Raw genomic sequence first — 23957 nt, 5'->3', positions numbered from 1 at the left:
TATGTTAATTTTGTTTAAGACGACACCGCGTTAATGTTGTATAATATAGGTAACTATTGTAGAACGGATGGTGTTGATATGCTACGCTCCAACCGCGAAAAACAACAATCCTACGAATTTGTTTCCATCGAAGATCTGGTTCCTCAAGATCACTTGCTCCGCAAAGTAGATAAGTATATCGATTTTTCGTTTATCGATGATAAAGTTCGACCACTGTATTGTGCAGACAACGGGCGTCCTGCCATTGATCCTACCGTATTGTTTAAAATGATCTTTCTCGGTTATTTCTATGGCATTCGCTCAGAACGGCAACTCGAGCGAGAAATTCAGACGAACCTAGCTTATCGTTGGTTTCTGGGGTTGGGCTTAACGGATAAAGTTCCGGACCATACGACGATGAGCTGGAATCGTCGCACTCGCTTTAAAGACACCACGATCTTTCAAGATATCTTCGATGAAATTGTGCTGCAGGCGATCTCTCACCGAATGGTGGGTGGGCGTGTTCTCGTCACCGATTCCACACACGTCAAAGCCAATGCTAACAGGCACCAGTACACCAAAGAACAAGTGTTGCAGAATACTAAAGACTATATGGACGAGCTGAACGAAGCGGTGAAGGATGACCGGAGAAACCACGGAAAAAAGCCTTAAAATCCCGAGAGGAAGTGAACGAAGAAAAAGAAATTAAAGTGAGCAAAACAGACCCGGACAGCGGCTATATGATCCGTGATGGCAAGCCCGAAGGCTTCTTCTATCTGGACCACCGCACGGTGGATATGAAGTACAATCTGATTACGGACGTGCATGTGACACCAGGGAATGTACATGATTCTGTCCCCTATTTGTCCCGTTTGGATCGCCAAAGAGAACGTTTTGGTTTTCAAGTAGAAGCTGTTGCACTAGATTCAGGTTATTTAACAACGCCGATTTGCCGAGGGTTGCAGAACCGAAAGATTTTTGCCGTGATTGCTCACCGAAGATTCCATCCCAGACAAGGACTGTTTCCGAAATGGAAGTTTGAATACGATGCCAAACGCAATGCGTATAGATGCCCAGCCCAACAGGAACTGCCCTACCGAACGACGGACCGTAAGGGATACCGGCAGTATGCCTCTGACCCAGCTCAGTGCCAGCATTGCCCACTGCTAAGTCAGTGTACCCAGTCTCGAAACCACCGCAAAGTGGTGACTCGGCATGTCTGGGAAGACAGCAAAGAGTGGGTACGGAGCAACCGGCTGAGCCCATCTGGTAAAAAGCTGTACCGCAAACGAAAAGAGACGATTGAGCGAAGCTTCGCGGATGCCAAAGAGCTCCATGGGTTTCGCTATTGCCGTTTGCGCGGTCTTCCAAACGTCAGGGAACAAGCCCTTATGACGGCAGCCGTGCAGAACATGAAGAAGATGGCGATCCACCTAGCTCGCCTGGAGAAACAGGGGTAACCCCCCCTGCTTCTCCAGAGACCAGAGCATTATGATGTGAAAAAGAAACCCACGTCTCAAAATGACGGGGTTTCTCGACAATCTGACCGTATCTAAATACGGTGTTTTTACAAACTAATTAACAAAGACTATTCCTCAGAGTCTACATTGTGGTAAACCTGCTGAACATCCTCCAAATCTTCTAATGCATCAATCAATTTATCGAATTGAACCTGTGCATCTTCTGGAAGAGAAATATCATTTTGGGCAAGCATGGTGAGCTCCGCAACGGTAAACTCAGTTACTCCTGCTTGTTTGAAAGCTTCCTGCACAGCATGGAATTGATCAGGCTCTGCATATACGATGACGGCTTCATCTTCTTCAATGATGTCACGTACCTCTACATCTGCCTCCATCAGTAGCTCCAGCACTTCATCTGCGGTTTTACCCACCAGACCAATAACTGCTGTTGAATCAAACATGTAGGCTACAGATCCGCTCACGCCCAGGCTACCACCATTTTTAGTAAAAGCAGAACGCACATCCGATGCTGTACGGTTAACGTTATTGGTCAGCGCATCTACAATGACCATGGAACCGTTCGGTCCGAAACCTTCATAACGAAGCTCTACGTAGTTTTCATCGCCAGCACCTTTTGCTTTTTCAATAGCACGGTCAATGATTGCTTTGGGTACATTGTACGTTTTTGCACGTTCTAGAACTACTCTTAGTACCCGATTGGATTCAGGATCAGGTTCGCCTTGTTTGGCTGCCACATAAATTTCCACGCCAAATTTAGCATATATACGACTCGTATTAGCATCCTTGGATGCCTTCTTTTCTTTAATGTTATTCCACTTACGTCCCATAATATCCCGCTCTCTTCCTATATGAATATACACAACGAACTTCATTATATCCTTGTATATTATATCTCCTAAAGGACATACGAACAAGTTTAAACAACTCTGTTATGGAAAAATAAACAATTCTACCTAATTAGGGATGCTTGAAAATGTGTACTTTCATTTCTCCTCATCTATGGACAATCTCCCTATCCATGTCTAAGATGAAGAGGAAGTCTGACTTGAAGGAGATCATTCACTTGGATGTCTTGTACAAAAAGTTGAGCCATAATCATGAAATCACAGTATACGAAACCACCGAGCTGTATGGTGAAAAGGGATTATTTCGGGTGATGCAGTTTTCAAATACAGCCGTCCAAGGCGCGGTGGACTTGAATCATCCACAACGCATTTTGTTCGAATATCCGAGAGCAATTATCCATCTTATGGAGCTGAACGATCCATCATTTGAAGATGTATTTGTTATCGGGCACGGTATAGGTACAATAGCGGGTCATTTTACAGATAAACGTTTTAAGATTGCCGAGCTGGATGCACAAGTTGTAGAGTTCAGCCGAACATTCTTTGGATACGATCAGGATAATGTGACTGTTGGCGATGGACGACGCCTTCTGGAGAAGGAAGCGCCGGATGCTTATGACTATGTTATTTTGGACGCCTTCACGGAGCTGGGTACGCCCTTGCATTTAGTATCCTGGGAATTTTTCAAGATGGCCAAAGAAAAGCTGGATTCCGAAGGCTCCCTGATCATGAATTTAATGGGCAAAAGTGAACACGACCATTTGATCAATGCCATTCATACAACGTTACGTGAAGAATTTGCCTATGTCTCAACTTTCTCGCTCCCCTCGGAAGGCGCTGCCGACGTTCAAAATATCATTATGATAGGTCGGGACAAGCCAATCCGGTTTCAGGCACGTCAGATGGCGGACTTTCATGAGATTACACTCGGAGAAGGCCATATTCTACGGGATATAGATGCTTAGTGTAGTTCCAATATTCGTCTCTCTACATCTTCAATACGAATCGTCTCTTTGTTGCAGCTTTTTCGTTCCACTAACTCTACTTTCCCGTGTTCGGCATCTTTACCTACGATGATGCGCACGGGAATACCTACTAAATCGGAGTCTTTGAATTTAACCCCAGGCCGTTCCTCCCGATCATCCAGCAGCACCTCCACACCGCGATCCTGCAGCTGGTTGTGTAATTTCTCGGCTATTTGCATCTGAAGCCTGTCTTTCACAGAAATCGGAATAATATGAACTTGAAACGGGGCTAGTGCATAAGGCCATATCATTCCGTTCTGATCGTGATTTTGCTCTACAATGGCAGAAAGGATCCGGGATAAGCCAATGCCATAGCAGCCCATAATCATCGCTTGCTCAGCTCCAGACGCATCCAGAAAGGTCGCACCCAGCTTCTCACTATATTTGGTGCCCAATTTAAATACGTGTCCGATCTCAATTCCACGATGAAGTTTCAATTCCCCTTCGTCACATCGAGGACATCTATCCCCTTCTATGACATTGCGCAAGTCAGCCACATGCCGAAGATCTATATCGCGCCTTGGGTTCACATGTCGATAATGGTAATCCAGCTCGTTCGCGCCTGCGATACCGCTGGACATTTGGACAACGGCGTAATCCACCCACACAGGGATTGTCAATCCGCATGGGCCTATGAACCCCGAGGGGGTTCCAGTCGCCTTTGACACGATGTTTGTACTTGCTATTTCGAATTTTCCACTACCTAAAATATGTTTAATTTTCACTTCGTTAACCTCATGATCCCCCCTAACAACTACAGCAATAGGTTGATCGTCAGCCATATAAATCAGTGTTTTGATGATTTCTTTGGGCTCTATGTGAAGCGATTCAACCAGTTGATCTATTGTACACAGGCCTGGAGTATGGAATTTTTCCATTTTAGCTGTATCAAAAGAAGGAGGGCTGACTTGTTCATTTTTATATGAGACAGGAGATATTTCTATTTTTCCCGTCGATCGCGCCACGGCTTTTTCAAGATTAGCTGCATATTCACAGCAGGTACATGCTACAATGGTGTCCTCTCCAATATCAGCTAGAGCCATAAATTCATGGGTTTCACCTTCGCCACCAATGGCACCCGCATCTGCTTCTACTGCACGAAAGTTTAGACCACAGCGAGTGAAAATGCGATGATATGCCTGGAACATGGTCGAATAGGTATGATCTAGTCCTTCCCAATGTGCATCAAACGAATAGGCATCCTTCATCAAAAATTCTCTACTGCGAAGCAGGCCAAATCGCGGACGTCGTTCATCCCGAAATTTGGTTTGAATTTGATACAACGTTACAGGCAATTTGCGATAAGAATTCACTTCATTTCGTATTAAAGACGTAATGACCTCTTCATGTGTAGGCCCCAAAGCAAACTCCCGACCATGCCGATCTTGCAAACGCATCAACTCAGGACCATAAACATCGTATCTTCCTGATTCTTGCCACAGCTCCGTTGGCTGCAATACAGGCATCAGCAGCTCCCCAGCCCCTACGCGATCCATTTCATCCCGTACGATTTGCTCTACTTTTCTGAGCACCCGTCTGCCCAGGGGCATATAGGTGTACATTCCAGCCGCCAGTTGGCGGATAAATCCTCCCCGCAGCATAAGCTGATGACTGATCACTTCAGCTTCTGCGGGTGCTTCACGCAAGGTTGTCAGTAATAATTGGCTTTGGCGCATGTGTAGCTTCCTCCTTGTTGGACGATAAAATGTACGCAAAAAGACACATCCGTCAGGGACGAATGTGTCGTGGTACCACCCTTCATTTGACCGTAGCCATACACGGAACGGTCCTTCATTAGATTACGGCGTCTAGCCGGTAACGGTTTATCATACAAACCGCTACAGCTCGCAAGGCAGGGAAACGTTCATTCGCGGCGAGAAACCTTTCAGCCCATGAGTTTCTTCTCTGTACAGCGAGTATTGAACCTTTGATCCTTGGTCTACACTATTCCTATATATTTCAATTTTCACCACTTTACACGAAATGTAATTTCTAGTCAAGGAGATAATCTTCTGCAACACAGCAAGAAACTCGTTACCCTGCTCTGCCTGTAAGGGCCGCATAGAATAGATCAGTCTGTCCATCATACAACATGCTCCTTTTACAAATTCAATAATTGAGGCCATTACATACGTGAAGCTCCAAATATGCGCTGTTGTAGGTTAGAGTTCTCTTGATTAATTATGTATCATTCTTTTTAAAATACACGCCCTTGAAAAACACAAAATTTTGCGTATGTGTGCCATACAGCTCCTGAAACCTAGAATGAAGTTTATTCATAGAAAGAGTCTCTGAGACCGTCCGATCCGTTTGCAGGGTCAAGTCGACACAGCTAATTCCAAATTGGCACACTTGCTCCATAGGATAACCTTGGGTAATTCCATATATCATCCCGGCAATAAAAGCATCATCTGCGCCTGTGACATCAATGACCTCTTGAACGGGATGAATGGGAATTTGGCCATGAGTTCCATCCTGAGAGGCGTACAAAACACGATCAGCACCGCAGATAAAAATGACATTCTGAACTCCAAGTTTGTGAAAAATTCGGGTGGCATCCAACATATGCTGATCATCTGTAAGTTCTAGCTCCAAATAGGCTTCAGCCTCCACCGGTTTACATACCAGCCACTCCACTCCATGCAAATTTCGGGGAAGCTTTCTCATCTTCGAGGCCGATACCGAAGAAACGACAATCGGAATCCGATGCTCATGACAGACATGTATGGTGGCTGCAATTACGTTCATAGAGAAATTAGTGTCCAGCAGAACGAGTCGGGATGAGGCAATTAAAGGAGCATTTTCAAAAATTACTGAAGGACGAATCTGATCATAAATCTCCATTTCTGCTGTCGCTACAATCAGTTCACCACGCTCGTTCAGCAAGGCAGTATAAACCCCAGTTGACGGTTCACCTTTGACTTGCAGAGGAACCACGTGCATGTAACGGCTGGACTGTTCGATAATAAATTCACCTTCCGCATCGTCCCCAACTGCGGTCAGCAAGCTGACCCGCTGGCTCAACCTCCCTAAATTTTCGGCTACATTTCGTGCTACCCCACCGCAAGATTGCAGTCTTGTACTGCTCGGATTGGAGGTATGAAGCTGAAATGTACCTTTAATCATGATTTTACGATCCAAATTGGCCCCCCCGATACATAGTATTGGTTTGCTAGAGGGCCAAGGCTCGTCCTGTTCATTTTGGTGGATTTTTTTTAATTTCATCATTTGACTCCTTTCTCGAGTCTATTCGTTAAAATGATTTAAATTTGTACAGAAATAGGCACTATATAAAATTAACACGTTCCAAATGTCATATTCCCAAGAATAATGTCGAGTTCGTTAAAATATCCTAAAGTTACACATGCAAAAAAACACCCTATTGTAAAGATATCTTTCACTTTTACGATAGGGTGATTGGGTTGGAACTACAGTATAGTTCTTCCTTACATTATGTTATTCAGGATTTTTGCAAAATCCTCTATTTCAAAATAAATAGAGCTGCTCCGTGAGGAGGTAAATCTGTGGACAGCTCTTGTGCTAAAACACCTAAATCTACATGGTTCCATAAATCTCTGGCATTTGCCTGACCTTCAATACCAAGGTCTTTTAAGGATACACGCACCTTTGAAGATTCATCCCCAGCATTAAACAAAGCTGCATATACATGCCCTTTCCCGTTATGTGAAGTCCAAACGATATGTTCATCCTTTCTATACACCTGCCGTGCATTCAAACCGTTGCGATGAGCATTTAACACTTCTTCATTAGTCAGCAAAGAAAGAGTCCATGCATCATTATCCCGCAGTTCGCCCCCGAACATCAGGGGAGACCGGAAAATGCTCCACAAGGTCATCATCGTTAGCTGCTCATCCTTAGTAAAGCGTGTCCATCTGTCATGGCTGCCGGAATCTACCGAATCTACCGAACGAATACCCAGATGACCCAGTGGTAGCATGTCGCAATCCGGCCAGTGACCCGGCCCTACATGTTCCGCCCATTTCTCGCAGCGCTCAAACATACCATACAGTAAAGGCCATACATCCCAGAAGTCATCAGTCATACGCCACATATTCACGTTTGCGATTAAATCAGATGCATGCTCCAGCGGTGCAGGACCAGGCGATAGACTCAACACCATCGGACGTCCGCATTGGGCGATAGCCCGCCTAATCAATTCAATTTCCGCCAAATGAATACCATAGAGACGTGATGCAGCAATGTCATCTACTTTGACAAAATCCACACCCCATTCCGCATACAGATCAAACAACGAATTATAGTACTCCTGTGCGCCTTCCTTGGATGCATCTACCCCATACATATCTGTGTTCCAGGGACAAATAGAGTTGGGATGCGCAATTTGTCTCGCCGTGGCTGTGGTTCCCAAAATCGGGGTATCCTGATGCACCGCCTGACGGGAGATGCCTCTCATAATATGTATACCAAATTTCAATCCCAGACCGTGTACATATTCCGCAAGAGCTTGGAAGCCTCGTCCATCTGCTGCCGAAGGAAACCGATTCACTGCTGGAATAAGACGTGAAAATGAATCCATTTCCAATGGGACAAACGGGCGATACTGTGAAGATACTGCTCCTGACTCATACCACTGAATATCTACCACGACATATTCCCAACCATATTCCTTCAGATGCTCCGCCATATATTGAGCATTTCCCCGTACTTCCTCTTCCCGTACTGCTGCACCGTAGCAATCCCAGCTATTCCACCCCATAGGTGGTGTATGCGCTGTCAAATGATGCTTCATTTCATTCATCCTTTCATCCAGTAGATCTCATCCTGCTACCCTCATCAGTACGTAACTATTATAATGTAAACCCTTACTTTTGTCGCTCGTCTCCTTTTTCATTTCCACTTTTTATACATTTAAGTTGACTAACTAAAAGAATGTGGTACATTTAAAATTGCTTTTAAAAAACTTTGACTTGAATCAGAGGGTGATTTTACATGTGTGAACATACTTATCGAATTTTGTTGTTTTACAAATATGTCAACATTGAAGATCCTGCCACCTTTACGGCAGAGCATCTGGCTTACTGCAAGGAGCTGGGCGTCAAGGGAAGAATCTTGATTGCTGCGGAAGGAATCAACGGAACACTGTCTGGTACAGTAGAGCAAACGGAGCAATATATGCGTGATTTGCGCGCCAATCCGAAATTCCACGATATCGTTATTAAAATAGATGAGTCTGACGGTCATGCGTTCAAGAAAATATTTGTACGCCATCGTCAGGAGCTTGTTACGCTGCGTCATGAAGATGAGCTGGACCCTAATGAAATTAGCGGTAAGCGTCTGTCACCAAAGGAGTTTTATGAACAGCTTCAAGATGAAGATGTAGTTGTTCTGGACGGACGTAATGACTATGAATATGACATCGGTCATTTCCGCGGGGCTATTCGCCCCGAAGTCGAATCGTTCCGTGAATTTCCACAATGGATTCGCAACAATATGACTCAGTTCAAAGACAAGAAAATTCTGACGTACTGCACCGGAGGTATCCGTTGCGAAAAGTTATCGGGTCTTCTGATCAAAGAAGGATTTAACGATGTAGGCCAGTTGGATGGCGGCATTGTGACTTACAGCAAGGACCCGGAAGTACAAGGACGTTTGTTTGACGGTAAATGCTACGTATTTGACGAACGAATCTCGATTCCGATCAATCATACGGATGAGGACGTCATTGTCGGCAAGTGCTTCCATTGTGAAACGCCGAGCGATCATTATATCAACTGCCCAGTGTGCAATCTCCAGCATATTGCATGTCCAGATTGCGAAGAACAGCATCAGCACTATTGCTCTGACGATTGCCGAACCAAAGCGGAAACCGTAGCTACTGCATAAATTGGCAGTATCATTGGTTCATTATAATAAAAGGGATGCCCTATTAGCCGTTCATCATGGCTGTGGGCATCCCTTTTATTGTTTTCACAATAAGTGTCGTAGGCTTCATAGTATATACCTATGGCCTTGATTGTATTTTCATCTTGGACGGGCTCGAAAGTAGCGTCTTATAATGGAAAATGTCATTACAGAAAGGATGGGTGGAATTCATGATTCAAATCGTACTTTCAACTCTATTATCGGTTATCGTTCCGCTGTCCATTCCGGTGATCGCCGGATTTTTACTTGGAAAATTCATGAAGCTGGAAACGAAACCGCTCTCGACTTTGTATTTATATTTTTTAAGCCCCGCCATGATTCTGGACACGCTACTCAAAGCACAGCTTACCTGGCATGATGTGGCGCAGACTGCCGCTTTTTCAATATTAAACCTGCTGCTGTTGTGGGGAATTGCACAATTAGCAGGGAAAATCTTTAGACTGAGCACTCCGGAAACGGCTGGACTTACCTTAATCTCCACACTCACCAATAGTGCAAATTATGGCCTGCCCCTAATTTTACTTGCCTTTGGGCAGCTCGGTCTGGATAAAGCCTCCGTGTATGTCGTCATCCAGATAATTATAGTCAATACCATTGGCGTTTATTTTGCAGCCCGCTCTGAATTTTCTGTTCAAAGTGCTGTTAAGTCGGTGTTTTCACTTCCTGCGATCTATGCAGCTCTACTCGCCATGGGACTGCGGCTACTGGACTGGCATCTTCCCTCAGGGATTCAATCAGGCGTCTCGATGATTGCTGCTGCCTATTCTCCGGTCGTGCTGGCGATTCTGGGTACCCAGATGGCTTATGTAAAAATATTTAAGTTGGAGTCGTCTATTAAAAAAGCCAGCTACGCCGGACTAACAATTCGGCTTCTACTCTCCCCACTTGCGGCTTGTCTTGCTATGCTGATACTGGGAATTTCAGGTCTTTTGTTCTCCGTTCTCTTCATTCTGGCCTCAATGCCGGTTGCTGTAAATGCTGTCATTTTAGCAGAAAAATTTAATGCATCGCCAAAACTGGTTTCCACCTGCATCCTGTGGAGCACGCTTGCCTCATTCCTGATATTGCCTATTCTGATTATGTTGGTGGCAGGTTAGCGAGAAAAAAAGACTCTCTACACCATAGAGAGCCATGCGCGATTCTGTCTCCATTCTACTTGCACAGGCGTTTCAAAAAAAGCACTAAGCGTTTCACTGCTTAGAATATCAGTCGTTTTACCTTTAGCAAATACCGTGCCCCGGCGGATTAAAATCGTATGCGTGTACATCGGTAGAATTTCTTCGATATGATGTGTAACATACAGTAAATTCGGCGAAGCCGGCGACTCCGATAACTGGCGAATGCTATCCAGCAATGCTTCCCGGGAAAAAAAGTCCAAACCATTACACGCCTCGTCCAAAATCAGTAGCTTGGGCGAGGCCATTAATGCGCGGGCGATAAGCACTTTCTGCTTTTCTCCCTGTGAGCATCCCTGATACAACCGATCCACGAGATGAGCACACCCCAGTTGCGTCATAAGCTGAACGGCCTGTTCATAATCTGTATCCGTCGTCTGATCATAAAGTCCAATGGAGGCAAATTTGCCACTAATAACAACATCCTGCGTACGCTGACTCCCATTAATTCTTTCCTGTAAAGAGGAACTGACCCAACCAATAGATTTGCGCAGCTCCCTCAGATCCACATCCCCAAAGGTATGGCCCAATACATCAACACTACCTGTGGTTGGCCATATGTAACCGTTAATCATATTGAGCATCGTTGTTTTACCTGACCCATTCAAGCCGAGTACAGCCCAGTGCTCTCCCTCAGCTACCTGCCAATTGATTTGATCTAGTATGGTGCGGTTATCTCTCTTCCAGCTTACATTGTTAAGTTCAATGACAGAATTCATGGCTGTACATCCTTTCTATTCGTCGTATCATCAGATGTTTATACGCATAGTAAAGATCATCATTAGTACGTCTAGCTTCTCTTTCATGTAAGCATAGCACAGGGTCACAGGTTGTTCAATTTTAAATAACCCACTCCATTGTTCATATAGGAGTGGGCTGGCAATGAAGCAATCCACTAATCAAGATACTTTTTCTTTTTTAGAATCCTTAATTACATTCTTATCTTTGTTCTTATCTTTATTTGTGTCTTTGCTTGGGACCCTAACCTTCCTTCTTTCATTAGCCAGTCGCCAATAGCCTAATACTTTACGGTACATGGACTTATCTGATAATTGGTTAAAAATATATGGGTCTGGCTTCGTATTCACCTCAATAATCCATGGGGTAAAGCGATGATCCAGTCCAATATCCACACCAATTTGCCGGAAATTTGGATATGTTTTTTGCAGTTGTTTGGCGATGGTAAGACCCAGTTCATTTAGTTTCTTGACCAGCTCCGCCTGTTTGCTTTGCGATAAATGGGATTTTAGTAACTGCTCCAAGGCCATCGGCTTGCCACCACTATGATAGTTAGTCACGATTTTACGGGGATGACCCAGACGTCCAATAATTCCAGTAGACTCCCATAGCCCTTTTTCATTACGCTGCACCATGACCCGAATATCAAAATAACGCATTTGATGGCGTAGTAAATGGATTCCCTTTTGAATAAGATAACTTTTCTTCCCCGTATGTTTCGATAGGCTGGTATATAGTGCATCCAAATGTTTAAATTCTTGACGCGTTTCCTCATATTGATAGGCGAAACGCTGGCCAGCCTCCTGCTCTACTCTCATTACACCTTTACCAAAGGTACCTCGCTCGGGTTTTACATAGACCATACCGTATTTCTCCAGCATTGACTTCAAATTTGCTTTGTTATATTTGCGAGTTTCTGGTACATAAGGTTTGATGCTTCCATTCTGAAGCAACAATTGGGTTTTATGCCATTTGCTGCGCGACGCCTGCGCTTGTGAAGAATTCACTTGCCCCTCTCCTCTCTACTCTCAGGTAGAACGCTCTTGTTAAAAAAGATCAATCTATCGTATGCGCTAACTCCCCATTCGAAGCTTCATCAGCCCTGTCCTGCATAGAAATGGACGTTTGACCTTGCCCGGTCGAAAGCGCCTGTCCAAGCATACGATATTGGGAGACGCTGGGAGCGTATATTTGCACATATAGGGAGTGAATAACATGTCAGCGCAATCGGATGGTCCACGGAAGGGTTCCCTTACAATCGATGTTCTGATTCCCGCAATTGATAAAGATATTGCCACACTACCGCTGGTAATTGACAGTCTGCGCCGTCACGTGCAGCACCGAATTGGAAATATTTATATCGTTTCACCGCAAAGCACCGGGATTCGCCGTCTGTGCGTAAACAAGAAATGTACATTTATAGACGAAAAAACGGTGCTGCCCATTACCAAAAAACATATCCATTACGGAACAACGCGCTGGGACCGTTCAGGCTGGCTGTATCAACAATTGCTCAAAATGAATGGCGACAAAATCAGTAAAGCCTCTTTTTTCCTCGTCATTGACGCGGACACGGTTTTGATTCGTCCACATACGTTCCGTAAAGACGGAAAAACGATTTTTTACTACCGCAGCTGGAGCCAGCCTGAGTATTTTCGCACCCATCACAAGCTGATGGGCGTTAAAGCTCCCTCACCAAAGTCCTTTGTTACTCATTATATGCTTTTTGAAAAAGCGCGGCTTACCCAGCTCAAGCAAGTTATCGAGGCCCGTCATGGAAAACCTTGGTACAACGCAATTATCCACAGTATAGACCGGACAAAACAGTTTGGGTTTTCCGAATATGAAACGTATGCCAACTATTTATACAGTAATCAGCCCTCTCGGATGATTTTGCGCAAGTCATTGAATAAAGCGCTTCATCGTCGGGCTTCTTCCCTGTCGCAAAAACAATTGGATGTCTTGGCTAAGAGCTATCGCTCCTTATCTTTTCATCAACGCAAGGTGTACCAGCTTACTCCAAAAACAAAGATTGAATCATCGCTAAAATAGTTTTTAAAATCCTGCAAAATGATGCAGTCCAAAATAGATCTGCATTGAAGGAGGAAACGTCCGTGCGCATCGTATTATTATGCGGTGGTGCCGGAAAACGGCTATGGCCACTATCCAACGAAATCCGGTCGAAGCTGTTTCTCCGGTTGTTGTCCGCTCCTGACGGGCATAAGGAATCTATGCTCGGTCGGGTGTACCGTCAGCTTACCTTAACCGGGCTGGATTCCTCTGCCCTGCTTCTGGCTCATCGGAGTCAGGTAAATCTAGCCTTTCGCCATACAGAAGGTCGTCTGCCCGTTCTGGGCGAGCCTGCCAAACGTGGAACCTTCACCGCTGCTGCACTGGCAGCTGCTTATTTTCACACCAGAGGCACAGGGCTGGATGAAGTTCTCTGCATTGCCCCAGCGGACATGTTTGCAGGAGAGGATTTCTTCCATAGCATAGCAGCGCTCTCCGGCATATTGTTTGAGAGCGGAGCCGATCTGGCTATGCTTGGGACAAGGCCCACTCATCCCTCCGACCAATACGGCTACGTCGTTCCGGGTCTGCAAATGATACGGGAAGGGAAAACTTCCTATGCGCAAGTTGCTCGCTTCACAGAAAAGCCGGATCTCCCCGGAGCACAACAGCTTATTCATCAGGGCGCGCTCTGGAACTGTGGTGTTTACGCTTTTACATTACGGTATATGTTGTCCTGTATGGAGCGAAGTGATCTGCCGCTGAACGATAAAGCATTATGCGCGATGTATGATAGCCTCCCCGTTCGCAGTTTCGACGAAGAGATTGCAGAGCGTGCCGAACATGCCATCGTCCTGCCCTACGATGGCGAATGGCACGACATCGGCAACTGGCAGGCTCTAACAGAGCAGCTAAACAGTCAAGTAATCGGGCGTGGACAGATTAGTGGGCAGACTCACGGCACGCATATCGTTAATGAGCTGCCCTATCCACTTCATGTCATTGGTGTGGAAGATATTATTGCTGCCGCGAGTCCCGATGGCATTCTCATTGCGTCCAAGAGCCATGCCCACGTAATCAAGGAGCAGCTAGGTAAACTTCAACTTCACCCCATGCATGGTGAAACCTCTTGGGGCAGTTACCGAGTGCTGGACGAATTTGATCATCGGAGTCTGAGCGATATACTGGCCATACGGCTGACGGTACTGCCAGATCAACGTTTGAATGGCCGTATTCACGGCAGTGGACTTAAAGTATGGACGATCGTGTCCGGCCGGGGAGAGGTCATGCTGAACGGAGAACGTTTTGCTGCGGCAAGCGGTTCTGTATTTAGCATTCCGGTCGATACGCATCACACAATCCGTGCCGATCTGGATACACCACTGGAGCTAATTGAGGTACGTCTGGGAAACAGCTTGGTGAACGCCTTCTATAAATCCGAGTCCTGACAACACATAGATCAGGATTTTGCAAAATTTGATTCCAGTCGCTCCAAAGTGCAATATATAGACGAACTAGAGCATTTCGATCTATATATTGTTCATTGGAAGTCGCTTATTGGATTTTTGCAAAATCCTCAGATATAATGCACGCTACGGATTCTGAACGAAGGTCGCAGGTCGCACATAAAAAATCGCTCCTGAGCAAGGTGAAAAAGTCCTTGCTCCAGAAGCGATTTTATTTTGTGATGCAGTTACCTTTGACTATTCCGGCTTCTTTTAAAAAATGCTGAACGATCTCCAACTGATAGTGTATGCGTACTTTCTTGGGCAGGCTCCAACCCGTTTCCACGGTAACCGCGCGTGCACCTAAAATACGGGCTACAGCGGTGCGGGAGGAACCTGGAAGCTCATGCAGCCGAAGGTTGAAATGTCGGTCGCTCACCTGTATGGAGCGATTCATTCGCTTAATAACCCGACGAACCGCAGGAACCACCGGGTTGGCCTTGTTGGAGATTAGCGTTTGACCAAGCACCTCGGCATCCTTTTGTGACAATCCATTGGCCTCATGCAAGTCAAGATACCATTCAGGTTGATGCTTTTGTGTTAATTTGAATAGAGCAGCGGAAAGTGGTTGTGTTGCCAGCTGCTTTTTTTTGCGCGGAAAGGTTCGATTAAGATCAGGTATTCCTCTAATCCGTTTGCGGTAAGCCTTTTGGTTTACAATCGGTACAATTATAAGCTTACCCTGGCTAATTCGCAGTTTTTGCTGATTCAAAAGCTTCACCAGTTTCTCAGCAGCTCGTATGCTAGCTATTTCATTACCATGTATCCCCGCGACCACCATCACACACGGACCTTTCTGCCCCCCTGTGACTATATAATAAGGAGTTGCCCAAGAGCCATTTCCGAGCATATATCGTTTGACCTGCATCCCCTTCACCTCCGTATAGGCTGTCGTTGTCCTCTCTTCTGTTCTCGCCGACGGATGATTTCACGGTATAGTCTTAAGTAGTTACTGGTCATCTGTTTGTTGGTAAATCTTTGGTTGACATATGAACGAAGCTGCACTGGTGACGGATAATTTTTTTGCTGTGCCTTTCCTGCCATTTGGCTAACTGATTTGCAAATCAACTGTGGAAAGCCCAAGAGTACCTCGGGAACGGAGCCATTTTTTAATGCCAGCACCGGTGTTCCACAAGCCATGGCCTCGACCATTACGAGTCCAAATGGCTCTTCCCACAGTGTCGGAAACAGCAGACACTCTGCATGTTTCAGCAGCTTCTGTTTCTGAGCACCTCCAACTGCACCTACATAGCGTATATTCGGATTACGCTGAATTCGTTTCTGAATCTCTTTACGGAAAAATTCTGGAGCTTTGATAGGACCTGCAATAAGCAGTTTTTTTCCTGTTCGTTCTGCAACCTGAATGGCCTGCAATACACCTTTATCTCGTATGATTCTGCCCATAAACAGCAAGTAGCCACGCTTCTCACTGCTGAACTCGTATTCATGGGTGTTGATACCATTATAGATATAAAAACCTTTGCCCCTGCCCATCAGCTGACGCGCTCGTTTACTGACATATACCGGGTTTTTACCGTGTCTCTTCACTGGAAGATGAACGGTGCATACTGATGGACAAGGCAGCTTCCTACGTCCCACAGAAGAACGAAAAGTATGATCATGAATGATATGTGTGTTGGAAGGCATATGCCGGAGTACATATTGGGGGATCTGACTTTGTTTCAAACCCTTGGGGTAGGTAATCAACCGCGCACTGCTCCTGCTCCCACGGGCGGCAAACAGCGATACATGATGCCCTCGTCTCACCAATTCCTCAGTTAATTCATGCACGACCTTTTCCGTTCCGCCTTTGTTAGAGGGTACCGGCTGTGCATCGGGATAGTTGGAAATGACCTGAACAATGGTTAGACGCCGTTTTTTGAGTGCTTTATTCTGCCTTGAAGCCATACGAATTCCCCTTCCTGACCGGAAATACGGTGTGATCCTTACGATGTCAACGGGAATCAGAGCATACTCCCGTACAAGTTATAAATTGTAGTATATAGGTATGTATATTTTGCGTGATTGCTTGTGCCAATCGTCTGCAAGTCGTTTTTTGCCATACGAGCCTATCTATAAGGGGAGTCTATACAATTTGTCAAGCTAAAATTAAGGAGAAAATTCTCATCGTTTTCTAATAAATGAGGACAAAGCGTTGGGGTAACAGGTTTGTAACCATGAGTGGTAAATTCCGGACATTTTATTTGTGTTATTGTCATTTCAGGACATCAACACAATACGAATAACGGAGGAATTTATATATGAAACGTACTTCAAAAAAATTGTGGATGGGTATTTGCTTTACTATGACTTTGGCATTGAGCGCAGGGAGCTTCGTCGTTGGGCCAGCCACCACTCATGCCGCTTCGGCAAGTAAAGCTGATCAGATTATTTCTAAAGGTTCCCAGTTTATGGGTGTGCGTTATGAGCATGGAGCCCCAGCAGGCAATACAAGATCTTTTGACTGCTCTTCGTTCACTCAATATGTATTTGCACAAAATGGCATCAAGCTTCCACGTTCGTCCAGACAGCAATCAACTGTTGGCACTTTCGTACCGCGTAGTCAGCTGAAAAAAGGCGATTTGGTCTTTTTCTATGCGCCAATTCATCATGTAGCCATTTACATGGGGAACGGCAAAATTCTGCATACGTATGGTAAAGGCGGCGTAACGGTTACAGATCTAAATTCGGGCTGGTGGAGCCGCAATTACACAACAGCACGTCGTGTCCTCTAGGATAAATTTTAGTTGATTCCCATCCACCGAATGCTTAACTTACAAATAACAATAAAAAGGGCTGTTCCGCGAGTAGATATTTCTACTGGAGGGACAGCCTTTCCTTTTGTCTTTGGGGCAGCGTGACGATGACTACCGTTCCTTCTCCTTCTACGCTCTCCATACGTATCGTACCCTGATGAGCATCTGTAATTGCCTTGGCAATCGGCAACCCCAGCCCGGTCCCTCCAGTTTTACGATGCCTGGAGCTATCTACCCGATAAAATCGTTCGAAGACCCGCTTGATCTCGCCCTCAGGTATTCCGATCCCATAATCCTTAACCCGGATATAGACATCCTTTTTATCTTTAGATAAGCCTATTTCAATCTCATCCGAGCTGTATTTTAATGCATTATCCAGTAGGATCACTAGCAATTGCTTCATTTTTGTCAGGTTGGCATCCAGCCAAATTTCTTTCTCTTCGGTTAAAATAGAAATTTGACGATCATGTACAGGCTTGAGATGCGCTACTACCTGTTGACAACAACCGATCATTTCTATCCGCTCATGCGGCTCAGGGTCTTTCTGCTGTGAGGAGGCAAGAGTCAGCAACTGCTGTGTCATCGTACGCATTCGCTGAGTTTCTTCATAGATCGATTCAATGGATTCCTTATGAATGTCCTCATCACGCGTGCCCCACCGCCGCAGCATGTTGGCATAGCCCTCAATAATCATAAGTGTGGTATTCAGTTCATGTGAGGCATCTGAAACAAACTGCTGCTGGCTCTGAAAGCTTTCTTCTAATCTCTCCATCATTCGGTTAAAAGTAGCGGTCATTTGGGACAATTCATCTTGATTATGACTGCCAGCGGGGATTTTTTTAAATTTTAAGCTTCTCTCAATTTCCTGCATCGTTTGAATACTACTGGAAATCGGCAGCAATATGGCATTCGCCAAAATCGTGCTCCCTACCAAACTTAGCATCATTGCTCCTACAGTCGAAGTGATGAGAATCGTATTTAAAATATCGAGATTGGTTTCGAGTGCATCCCATTTTTCCACGATCTCCAGCGTTCCCTTCTGATTGCCCTCCGGAGAAAGCACGGGGAGATGGATTACCAGAATTTTATGACCCTGTACATCAGTCAATTGAGAGCTTTGAGAAGTGTTAAAACGAATATCGCCCAGCTTAAAGCGTGACTGGCGACTTACTTCATACAGAAGTCGGGATTGCTGATCAAACACCCTCAGAATAGTATCTCCGGAAAGCTCATCTTTCAATTTTGGACTCCATGCATTCTTCAGAATCATGGTATGTCCGGTTTCGGCAATGATTTCAGTCCACTTATTTTGCAGCACTTCTCTTTCATTTCGCGTAGCGATTTTGACGAACAACAAATGAACCGTGACATCCACAAACAGGAGTATTATCATCACTAAAATAGAACTGAGCAGGGTGATTTTGGTCCGCAGCTTCAATGTTCTTCCTCCCTGATGCAGTACCCCACACCACGTACGGTTTTAATTAATTTCTTTTTGTATCCATGATCAATTTTTTTGCGAACATACCGGATATACACATCTACGACATTCGTATCACCAACAAAATCAAACCCCCACACGTTCTGAATCAATTCATCCCGCTGCAATACCTGATTTTTGTGCTCCATCAGATAGAGAAGCAGATCATATTCTTTGGGCGTCAGTTCGATTCGGTTTCCTTCCCGCACCACTGACCTAGTCTTGCGTTCCAACACCAAGCTATCCACTTGGAGCCTGGACGACAACTTGTCCTCTTTTTGTGAAGCGGTAGCTGTTGGCTCCATTTGATGCCTCATACTGGCCCGCATCCGCGCTAATAACTCCTCAATCTCAAAAGGCTTCGTAATGTAATCATTGGCACCTTCATCCAGACCTGAAACCTTATCAGGAGTCGTGTTACGTGCAGTGACCATAATTACTGGTGTATGATTGTTCACTTTTCGAATCTGCTTCAGCACCTCGACCCCGTTCATTTCCGGCAGCATGACATCCAGAATGATGATATCCCATGTACGTGCTAGAGCTTTTTCCAATCCTTCTCTGCCCGTTTGTGCGATTTCAACTGCATATCCTTCATGGGATAACTCCAACTGAAGCAATCTGGATATCTTCTCTTCATCATCAATGACCAGCACCGACTTTTCCATCGCAAAACCACCTATTTCTATAGAAAAAGCAAATGAGTAACGGAAATGACATTCATTTTTTATTTGATTTTAAGCTTTTATCCGTGTAGTCGCTCTATAATATAACTTTGTTATTCAATTTTTTGATGTTAAGGAGTAATTTATTCATGTTAATTAATGTAGACTATGCTTTATTTCACTGGATCAATGAACTCGCTAATTCCCTCGCCTTTTTGAATGGAACCATGCGTTTCTTGGCGCAATATGCACCGTATTTATTCGGAGTGGCTTTGCTGATTTACTGGTTCACCTTTAAAATGCCGCATCGAATGATGGTTTTAGAAGCCGTTATAACGGTTTGTATCGGCTTTGTAATTAGTTGGGGTCTTGGACATTTGTTTTACAGAGATCGGCCTTTTGTCGGACATTCAGTCATTCAGCTTATTCATCATGATCCCAATGCTTCATTCCCGAGTAACCATGCACTTGGAGCGTTTTCTCTGGCTGCCATTTTATGGCTTCATCATCAAAAATTTCGTGTTCTCTGGGTTATTTTAGCTGTACTCATCGCAGTATCCCGCGTATGGACCGGAGTGCATTATCCCTCGGATATTTTGGCAGGTGCGCTTATTGGTGCAGGTTGTGCCATCGGCGTTCATCAATTCATTCGAAGTCGGAAGCTACCTGGCATCTTTATGCAGGCGGCTATTATATTTTATGAAAAATGGGAGCAGAAGCTGGGGCTCAAGCCTGGTGAACAGGCCAGAACCAAGATGACTGAACACACTTCCTCTGTCCAAATGAAAAGCAGACGCTAAAGCGTCTGCTTTTTAGAAACTTCATTATTTATGCAACCCGTTATGCTGTCGATTTAGAGCGAAGTGACAGCATTCGTCGTTCTTCGTACCGCTGATAAAACCAAATACAAGCTGCCATCCAGCAGCCACTCATAAAATAGCCACCCACAACGTCGCTCGGATAATGTACGCCCAAATAAATGCGGCTCGTCCCGATTGCTACAATCAGCAGGCTGCTGAGTACAATAAGAAGGATACGCCCCAGCCTAGAAGGAACATGCTTCCACACTAAAAATGTCAGCGCCGCATACATGCTGAAAGCTGTCATGGAATGTCCGCTTGGAAAGCTGTCATGGAATGTCCGCTTGGAAAGCTGTCATGGAATGTCCGCTTGGAAAGCTGTATCCATTCTCTTCAATAATACGGTGAATCTCCGGTCTCGCACGCTGAAAAAGTACTTTCAGTATCGTATTCAGCATTACCGATCCCAATACACCAGCCGCCAAAAAAAGCAGTTCTCTGCGGTGTCCCAATACTCTATAGAGCACGAACATGGCCATTAAAACAATGATCACAACTGGAATTCCGCTGCCGATCATGGTGAAAAATTTCATTACACGGGTCATGGCGGGCGACTCCAGTTGTCCAATAACCGAAATAATTTCCTGGTCAAAATGCCGAACTTGATGGTCACTCACCCATAATGCGATTAAGCCAAAACCGAATGCACATACTATACATGTGAGCAGAGCCAAGGAAATGGGCAGCTTTGTTGATGTTTGCTTCATTTTCTGTAGTTCCTCCATAATATTCATTGCGTGATAAAACAAAGTGCAGCATTAGCTTAGATATAGGTCTTACTTTGCCCACTTTTCCCTTATCATTTCATTAAAAGAATTAGTTGCATCCTCCACATAATGAAACCCGTTTTCAAAAAATATCACTTTCAGAATCATTTTATAATATAAGAAATTCATATTGACTACAAAATCGCAAGCGGACTGTAGCGAAAAAAGCAGCAACAAAAAAGGACGCCATTCAAGCCTTATAAACGGCTCGAATGACATCCTATGATTACACGTGGCATACTACAAACGTAATTCCCAAGTTAAACAAGCATCATCTACTAATTAGGTTGGTGTGACTTCTCCAAGTTTAACCTTACTCTCTGCTTCCTCTATTGGATAGCGTCTGCGGAACCACAGCGACTGAAGCAGCAAGAAGGTGCCGCTTACTGTCCAATATAATGGCATGGCAGCAGGGGCATTGAAGGAAAAGACCGCCATCATAATCGGTGAAAGATAGCCCATGATCGCAAATTGCTTGCGCTGGTCAGGCGTCATCTGAAACTGAGAAAGCTTGGCCTGTGCCAAGTATACAATTGCGACGACGATTGACAAAATCCAGTCCGGCTGTCCGAGCCGGAACCATAGGAAAGAGTGAGATGCGAGCTCCGGGGTTAAGCGGATTGCTGTATACATACCGCTCAAGATCGGGAGCTGAATGAGAATAGGCAGACAACCGATATTAAGCGGATTGAATTGATGTTCTTTGTAAAGCGACATCATTTCCTGCTGCATACTCTGCTGGCTGGTGGTATCTTTCTTGTTTTCATACTTCTTCTTAATTCGGTCCAAGTCGGGCTGCATAGCGCTCATCTTGCGCTTCATACCCTGCTGGGCACGCGTTTGACGCATCATAAGAGGCAGTAAGGCCAGACGGACAATGAATGTCAATGTCATAATCGCCAGCCCAAAGCTTCCACCAAACCATTGCGCCAATTGCTGAATAAGCCAAGAAAGCGGGAACACCACGTAATGATTAAAAAATCCGGGTGTCTGTGCATTTATCTCCGCAGCATTCGCACCACAACCAGACAGTAGCATGACCACCGCCAACGCTACCATTAATCCAAATATCCGTTCTTTTTTACCCCAAAAGGTGAATCCCTTGAATCGTTTCATATGTTCCTCCTCGTTGATTGGCTGTGCCATCGTTCAACGAGGGAGAACAATCGGATGCATCTTCATCCGGCGCTTCTTTACGCCGGATATGTCGGGCCAGCCGGACAGGCATGTCCTGTCCACGGGCAGACATCGGCATCTGCGGAGAGGCATGAGACCTCACGGGCCCACCTTCGACCCAGCATTCGGGTACATTGCCGTGCAAATGAGCGAGATACGTATAAGTCACTGTGCACAGCAAACCGATTGTAAATAAATAAGGGAGTAGGTCTTGAAGCTCAAACAAGGGATTCACCTCCTTCGGTTTGTTGCTACAATTATAGCACGAAACCGGACAAGCGACTAATCTTTAATTAGAGATACGGGTTGGATCACAAGCAACTGAAATAATTATTTCTGCTCCTTCGGTCTAATGCTCAAATCCGGTGGAAGGACGCTCTATATTACGGTAAAAACTTAACGGATAGCAAGCATACGATTCAATGCTAGTACAGCATCCTGTCTGATCTGAGCATCCACACGAATCACACCCACAGGCTCACCCCGGTCAAACTGTTCCATTGCCCACAGCAAATGGGGAAGATCGATCCGGTTCATGGTCAGGCAGGGACACATATCTGGATTGAGCGATTCAATGTGCTGTTCAGGGTACTGCTGCTTGATTCGTTGCACGAGATTCATTTCTGTGCCAACAGCCCATTGGGTCCCTGGCTCTGCCGCACGGATGGTATCGATGATGAATTTTGTGGAGCCCGCGCAATCTGCGAGCTGTACGACTTCATAAGAGCATTCGGGGTGAACGATGACCCGGACGTTCTTATCACGCTCGCGAACGTTGCGAATATGATCTACTGTAAACTTTTCATGAACGGAGCAATGCCCTTTCCATAAAATAATTTTTACGGTTGCTGGGTCCTGTTCAGTCTCAAGCTGATCTGTCATTGGATTCCACACGGCCATTTCATTTAGCGGAATTCCAAGATCGTAAGCTGTATTGCGACCTAAATGCTGATCCGGCAAAAACAAAATACGTTCCTTTTGCTTCAGCGCCCACTCCAGCACTTGCTTAGCATTCGAAGAAGTCACGGTAGCCCCACCATGCCGTCCTACAAAGGCTTTGATCTCTGCTGTGGAATTTACATATGTTAACGGAATGATCGTATCTCCTACCAACTCCTGTAAATGCTTCCATGCTCGTTCTGTCTGTTCCACATTCGCCATATCTGCCATCGAGCAACCTGCACGCATATCCGGCAGGACAACAGTCTGTCGATCGGTAGTCAGCATATCCGCTGTCTCCGCCATAAAATGTACCCCACAAAATACAATGAACTCCGCTTCCTGATTTTGTGCAGCCATTTGAGCAAGCTGTAGAGAATCTCCTGTTATATCAGCAAACTGAATAACCTCGTCCTTCTGATAGTGGTGGCCCGGTATAAGCAGCTTGGGTCCCCATTTTTGTTTCAGTTCGGCCACTCGCTGCTCCATTTCAGCAACCGTCAGTGTCTTATAATGCTCTGGCATAAGCCCTCGATTTCCTTGTAAAACGTCAAGCATAGACATTAGAATCCCTCCATATCGATGCGGCTGATCGTTCCGCTCTCAGCGAACAGATAACCGCTTTGTGTACATTCATATTTACAAGTGTCTT

Annotated in this window: 21 protein-coding genes and 1 pseudogene; 8 read left to right on the top strand and 14 right to left on the bottom strand. The window is 45.2% G+C overall.

What is annotated here, in order from left to right; genetic code table 11:
• Positions 1-78 precede the first annotated feature (78 nt).
• A protein-coding gene (locus MHH57_RS11325) for an IS1182 family transposase (RefSeq protein WP_342434813.1) occupies positions 79-1439 on the top strand; the annotation gives its coding sequence in 2 pieces (ribosomal slippage) (positions 79-649 and positions 649-1439; 1362 coding nt in all).
• Between the two features lie 128 nt (positions 1440-1567).
• Here MHH57_RS11325 and MHH57_RS11320 read toward each other — a convergent pair.
• On the bottom strand, positions 1568-2287 hold the full coding sequence (locus tag MHH57_RS11320; protein ID WP_013310214.1) for a YebC/PmpR family DNA-binding transcriptional regulator: 720 nt from the start codon (positions 2285-2287) through the stop codon (positions 1568-1570).
• Between the two features lie 218 nt (positions 2288-2505).
• Here MHH57_RS11320 and MHH57_RS11315 point away from each other — a divergent pair, with 218 nt between their 5' ends.
• Positions 2506-3270 (top strand): fused MFS/spermidine synthase, encoded by a 765-nt coding sequence (locus MHH57_RS11315; RefSeq protein WP_080658550.1) that lies wholly within the window; start codon positions 2506-2508, stop codon positions 3268-3270.
• On the opposite strand, the gene MHH57_RS11310 is transcribed toward MHH57_RS11315, so the two are convergent.
• From MHH57_RS11310 to MHH57_RS11300, 3 genes are all read right to left on the bottom strand, one after another.
• Positions 3267-5006, bottom strand: a complete 1740-nt coding sequence (locus tag MHH57_RS11310; protein WP_342435096.1) for a proline--tRNA ligase — start codon at positions 5004-5006, stop codon at positions 3267-3269. The genes MHH57_RS11315 and MHH57_RS11310 overlap by 4 nt on opposite strands.
• Before the next feature lie 505 nt (positions 5007-5511).
• Positions 5512-6555 (bottom strand): carbohydrate kinase family protein, encoded by a 1044-nt coding sequence (locus tag MHH57_RS11305; protein WP_039274589.1) that lies wholly within the window; start codon positions 6553-6555, stop codon positions 5512-5514.
• Between the two features lie 256 nt (positions 6556-6811).
• On the bottom strand, positions 6812-8101 hold the full coding sequence (locus MHH57_RS11300) for a glycoside hydrolase family 27 protein (RefSeq protein ID WP_069011665.1): 1290 nt from the start codon (positions 8099-8101) through the stop codon (positions 6812-6814).
• Between the two features lie 200 nt (positions 8102-8301).
• Here MHH57_RS11300 and MHH57_RS11295 point away from each other — a divergent pair, with 200 nt between their 5' ends.
• Together MHH57_RS11295 and MHH57_RS11290 are read left to right on the top strand one after the other, a co-directional pair.
• Positions 8302-9195, top strand: a complete 894-nt coding sequence (locus MHH57_RS11295; protein ID WP_209950193.1) for a rhodanese-related sulfurtransferase — start codon at positions 8302-8304, stop codon at positions 9193-9195.
• A gap of 209 nt (positions 9196-9404) precedes the next feature.
• Entirely contained in the window at positions 9405-10331 is a 927-nt protein-coding gene (locus MHH57_RS11290; protein ID WP_069011667.1) for an AEC family transporter, read from the top strand.
• Positions 10332-10348: 17 nt separating this feature from the next.
• Here the strand turns inward: MHH57_RS11290 and MHH57_RS11285 are convergent, their stop codons facing one another.
• Both MHH57_RS11285 and MHH57_RS11280 read right to left on the bottom strand, forming a co-directional pair.
• Complete coding sequence (locus MHH57_RS11285) at positions 10349-11128, bottom strand: ABC transporter ATP-binding protein (protein ID WP_069011668.1); 780 nt, start codon at positions 11126-11128, stop codon at positions 10349-10351.
• Between the two features lie 180 nt (positions 11129-11308).
• Positions 11309-12154, bottom strand: coding sequence for a YheC/YheD family protein (locus tag MHH57_RS11280; protein ID WP_069011669.1), 846 nt, complete (start codon positions 12152-12154; stop codon positions 11309-11311).
• A 208-nt stretch (positions 12155-12362) separates the two neighbouring features.
• On the opposite strand from MHH57_RS11280, the gene MHH57_RS11275 reads away from it, so the two are divergent.
• Positions 12363-13199, top strand: coding sequence for a DUF6492 family protein (locus tag MHH57_RS11275; RefSeq protein ID WP_029514869.1), 837 nt, complete (start codon positions 12363-12365; stop codon positions 13197-13199).
• 62 nt (positions 13200-13261) lie between these two features.
• A complete protein-coding gene (locus MHH57_RS11270) occupies positions 13262-14605 on the top strand; it encodes a sugar phosphate nucleotidyltransferase (protein ID WP_029514867.1) in 1344 nt (447 codons plus the stop codon).
• A gap of 229 nt (positions 14606-14834) precedes the next feature.
• Here the strand turns inward: MHH57_RS11270 and MHH57_RS11265 are convergent, their stop codons facing one another.
• Positions 14835-15530 (bottom strand): succinylglutamate desuccinylase/aspartoacylase family protein, encoded by a 696-nt coding sequence (locus MHH57_RS11265; RefSeq protein WP_069011670.1) that lies wholly within the window; start codon positions 15528-15530, stop codon positions 14835-14837.
• Positions 15531-15535: 5 nt separating this feature from the next.
• A complete protein-coding gene (locus tag MHH57_RS11260) occupies positions 15536-16570 on the bottom strand; it encodes a glycosyltransferase family 4 protein (protein ID WP_342435095.1) in 1035 nt (344 codons plus the stop codon).
• A 353-nt stretch (positions 16571-16923) separates the two neighbouring features.
• On the opposite strand from MHH57_RS11260, the gene MHH57_RS11255 reads away from it, so the two are divergent.
• Entirely contained in the window at positions 16924-17397 is a 474-nt protein-coding gene (locus MHH57_RS11255; RefSeq protein WP_029514862.1) for a C40 family peptidase, read from the top strand.
• Positions 17398-17479: 82 nt separating this feature from the next.
• Here the strand turns inward: MHH57_RS11255 and MHH57_RS11250 are convergent, their stop codons facing one another.
• Together MHH57_RS11250 and MHH57_RS11245 are read right to left on the bottom strand one after the other, a co-directional pair.
• A complete protein-coding gene (locus tag MHH57_RS11250) occupies positions 17480-18856 on the bottom strand; it encodes an ATP-binding protein (protein WP_029514860.1) in 1377 nt (458 codons plus the stop codon).
• On the bottom strand, positions 18853-19566 hold the full coding sequence (locus tag MHH57_RS11245) for a response regulator transcription factor (protein ID WP_069011671.1): 714 nt from the start codon (positions 19564-19566) through the stop codon (positions 18853-18855). Before MHH57_RS11245 ends, MHH57_RS11250 begins: the two co-directional genes overlap by 4 nt.
• 146 nt (positions 19567-19712) lie before the next feature.
• On the opposite strand from MHH57_RS11245, the gene MHH57_RS11240 reads away from it, so the two are divergent.
• On the top strand, positions 19713-20363 hold the full coding sequence (locus MHH57_RS11240; protein WP_029514856.1) for an undecaprenyl-diphosphatase: 651 nt from the start codon (positions 19713-19715) through the stop codon (positions 20361-20363).
• Between the two features lie 40 nt (positions 20364-20403).
• Here the strand turns inward: MHH57_RS11240 and MHH57_RS11235 are convergent.
• The 4 genes and pseudogenes from MHH57_RS11235 to nadA form a co-directional block, all read right to left on the bottom strand.
• Positions 20404-21130: pseudogene (locus MHH57_RS11235) on the bottom strand (phosphatase PAP2 family protein).
• A 342-nt stretch (positions 21131-21472) separates the two neighbouring features.
• Positions 21473-22306 carry a membrane protein insertase YidC gene (yidC, locus tag MHH57_RS11230; protein ID WP_069011673.1) on the bottom strand — a complete coding sequence of 278 codons (834 nt, stop codon included), beginning with the start codon at positions 22304-22306 and terminating at the stop codon, positions 21473-21475.
• Positions 22272-22601: a hypothetical protein gene (locus tag MHH57_RS11225; protein WP_223830783.1), complete on the bottom strand. Its 330-nt coding sequence runs from the start codon at positions 22599-22601 to the stop codon at positions 22272-22274. Before MHH57_RS11225 ends, yidC begins: the two co-directional genes overlap by 35 nt.
• Before the next feature lie 161 nt (positions 22602-22762).
• Complete coding sequence (gene nadA, locus MHH57_RS11220; RefSeq protein WP_165150061.1) at positions 22763-23869, bottom strand: quinolinate synthase NadA; 1107 nt, start codon at positions 23867-23869, stop codon at positions 22763-22765.
• Between the last annotated feature and the right edge of the window lie 88 nt (positions 23870-23957).

This window comes from Paenibacillus sp. FSL H7-0442, from assembly GCF_038593105.1.
In the GTDB taxonomy this organism is placed as follows: domain Bacteria; phylum Bacillota; class Bacilli; order Paenibacillales; family Paenibacillaceae; genus Paenibacillus; species Paenibacillus polymyxa_D.
Note: the sequence above shows the minus strand (reverse complement) of the source record. Positions and strands in the feature narration are given on the sequence as shown.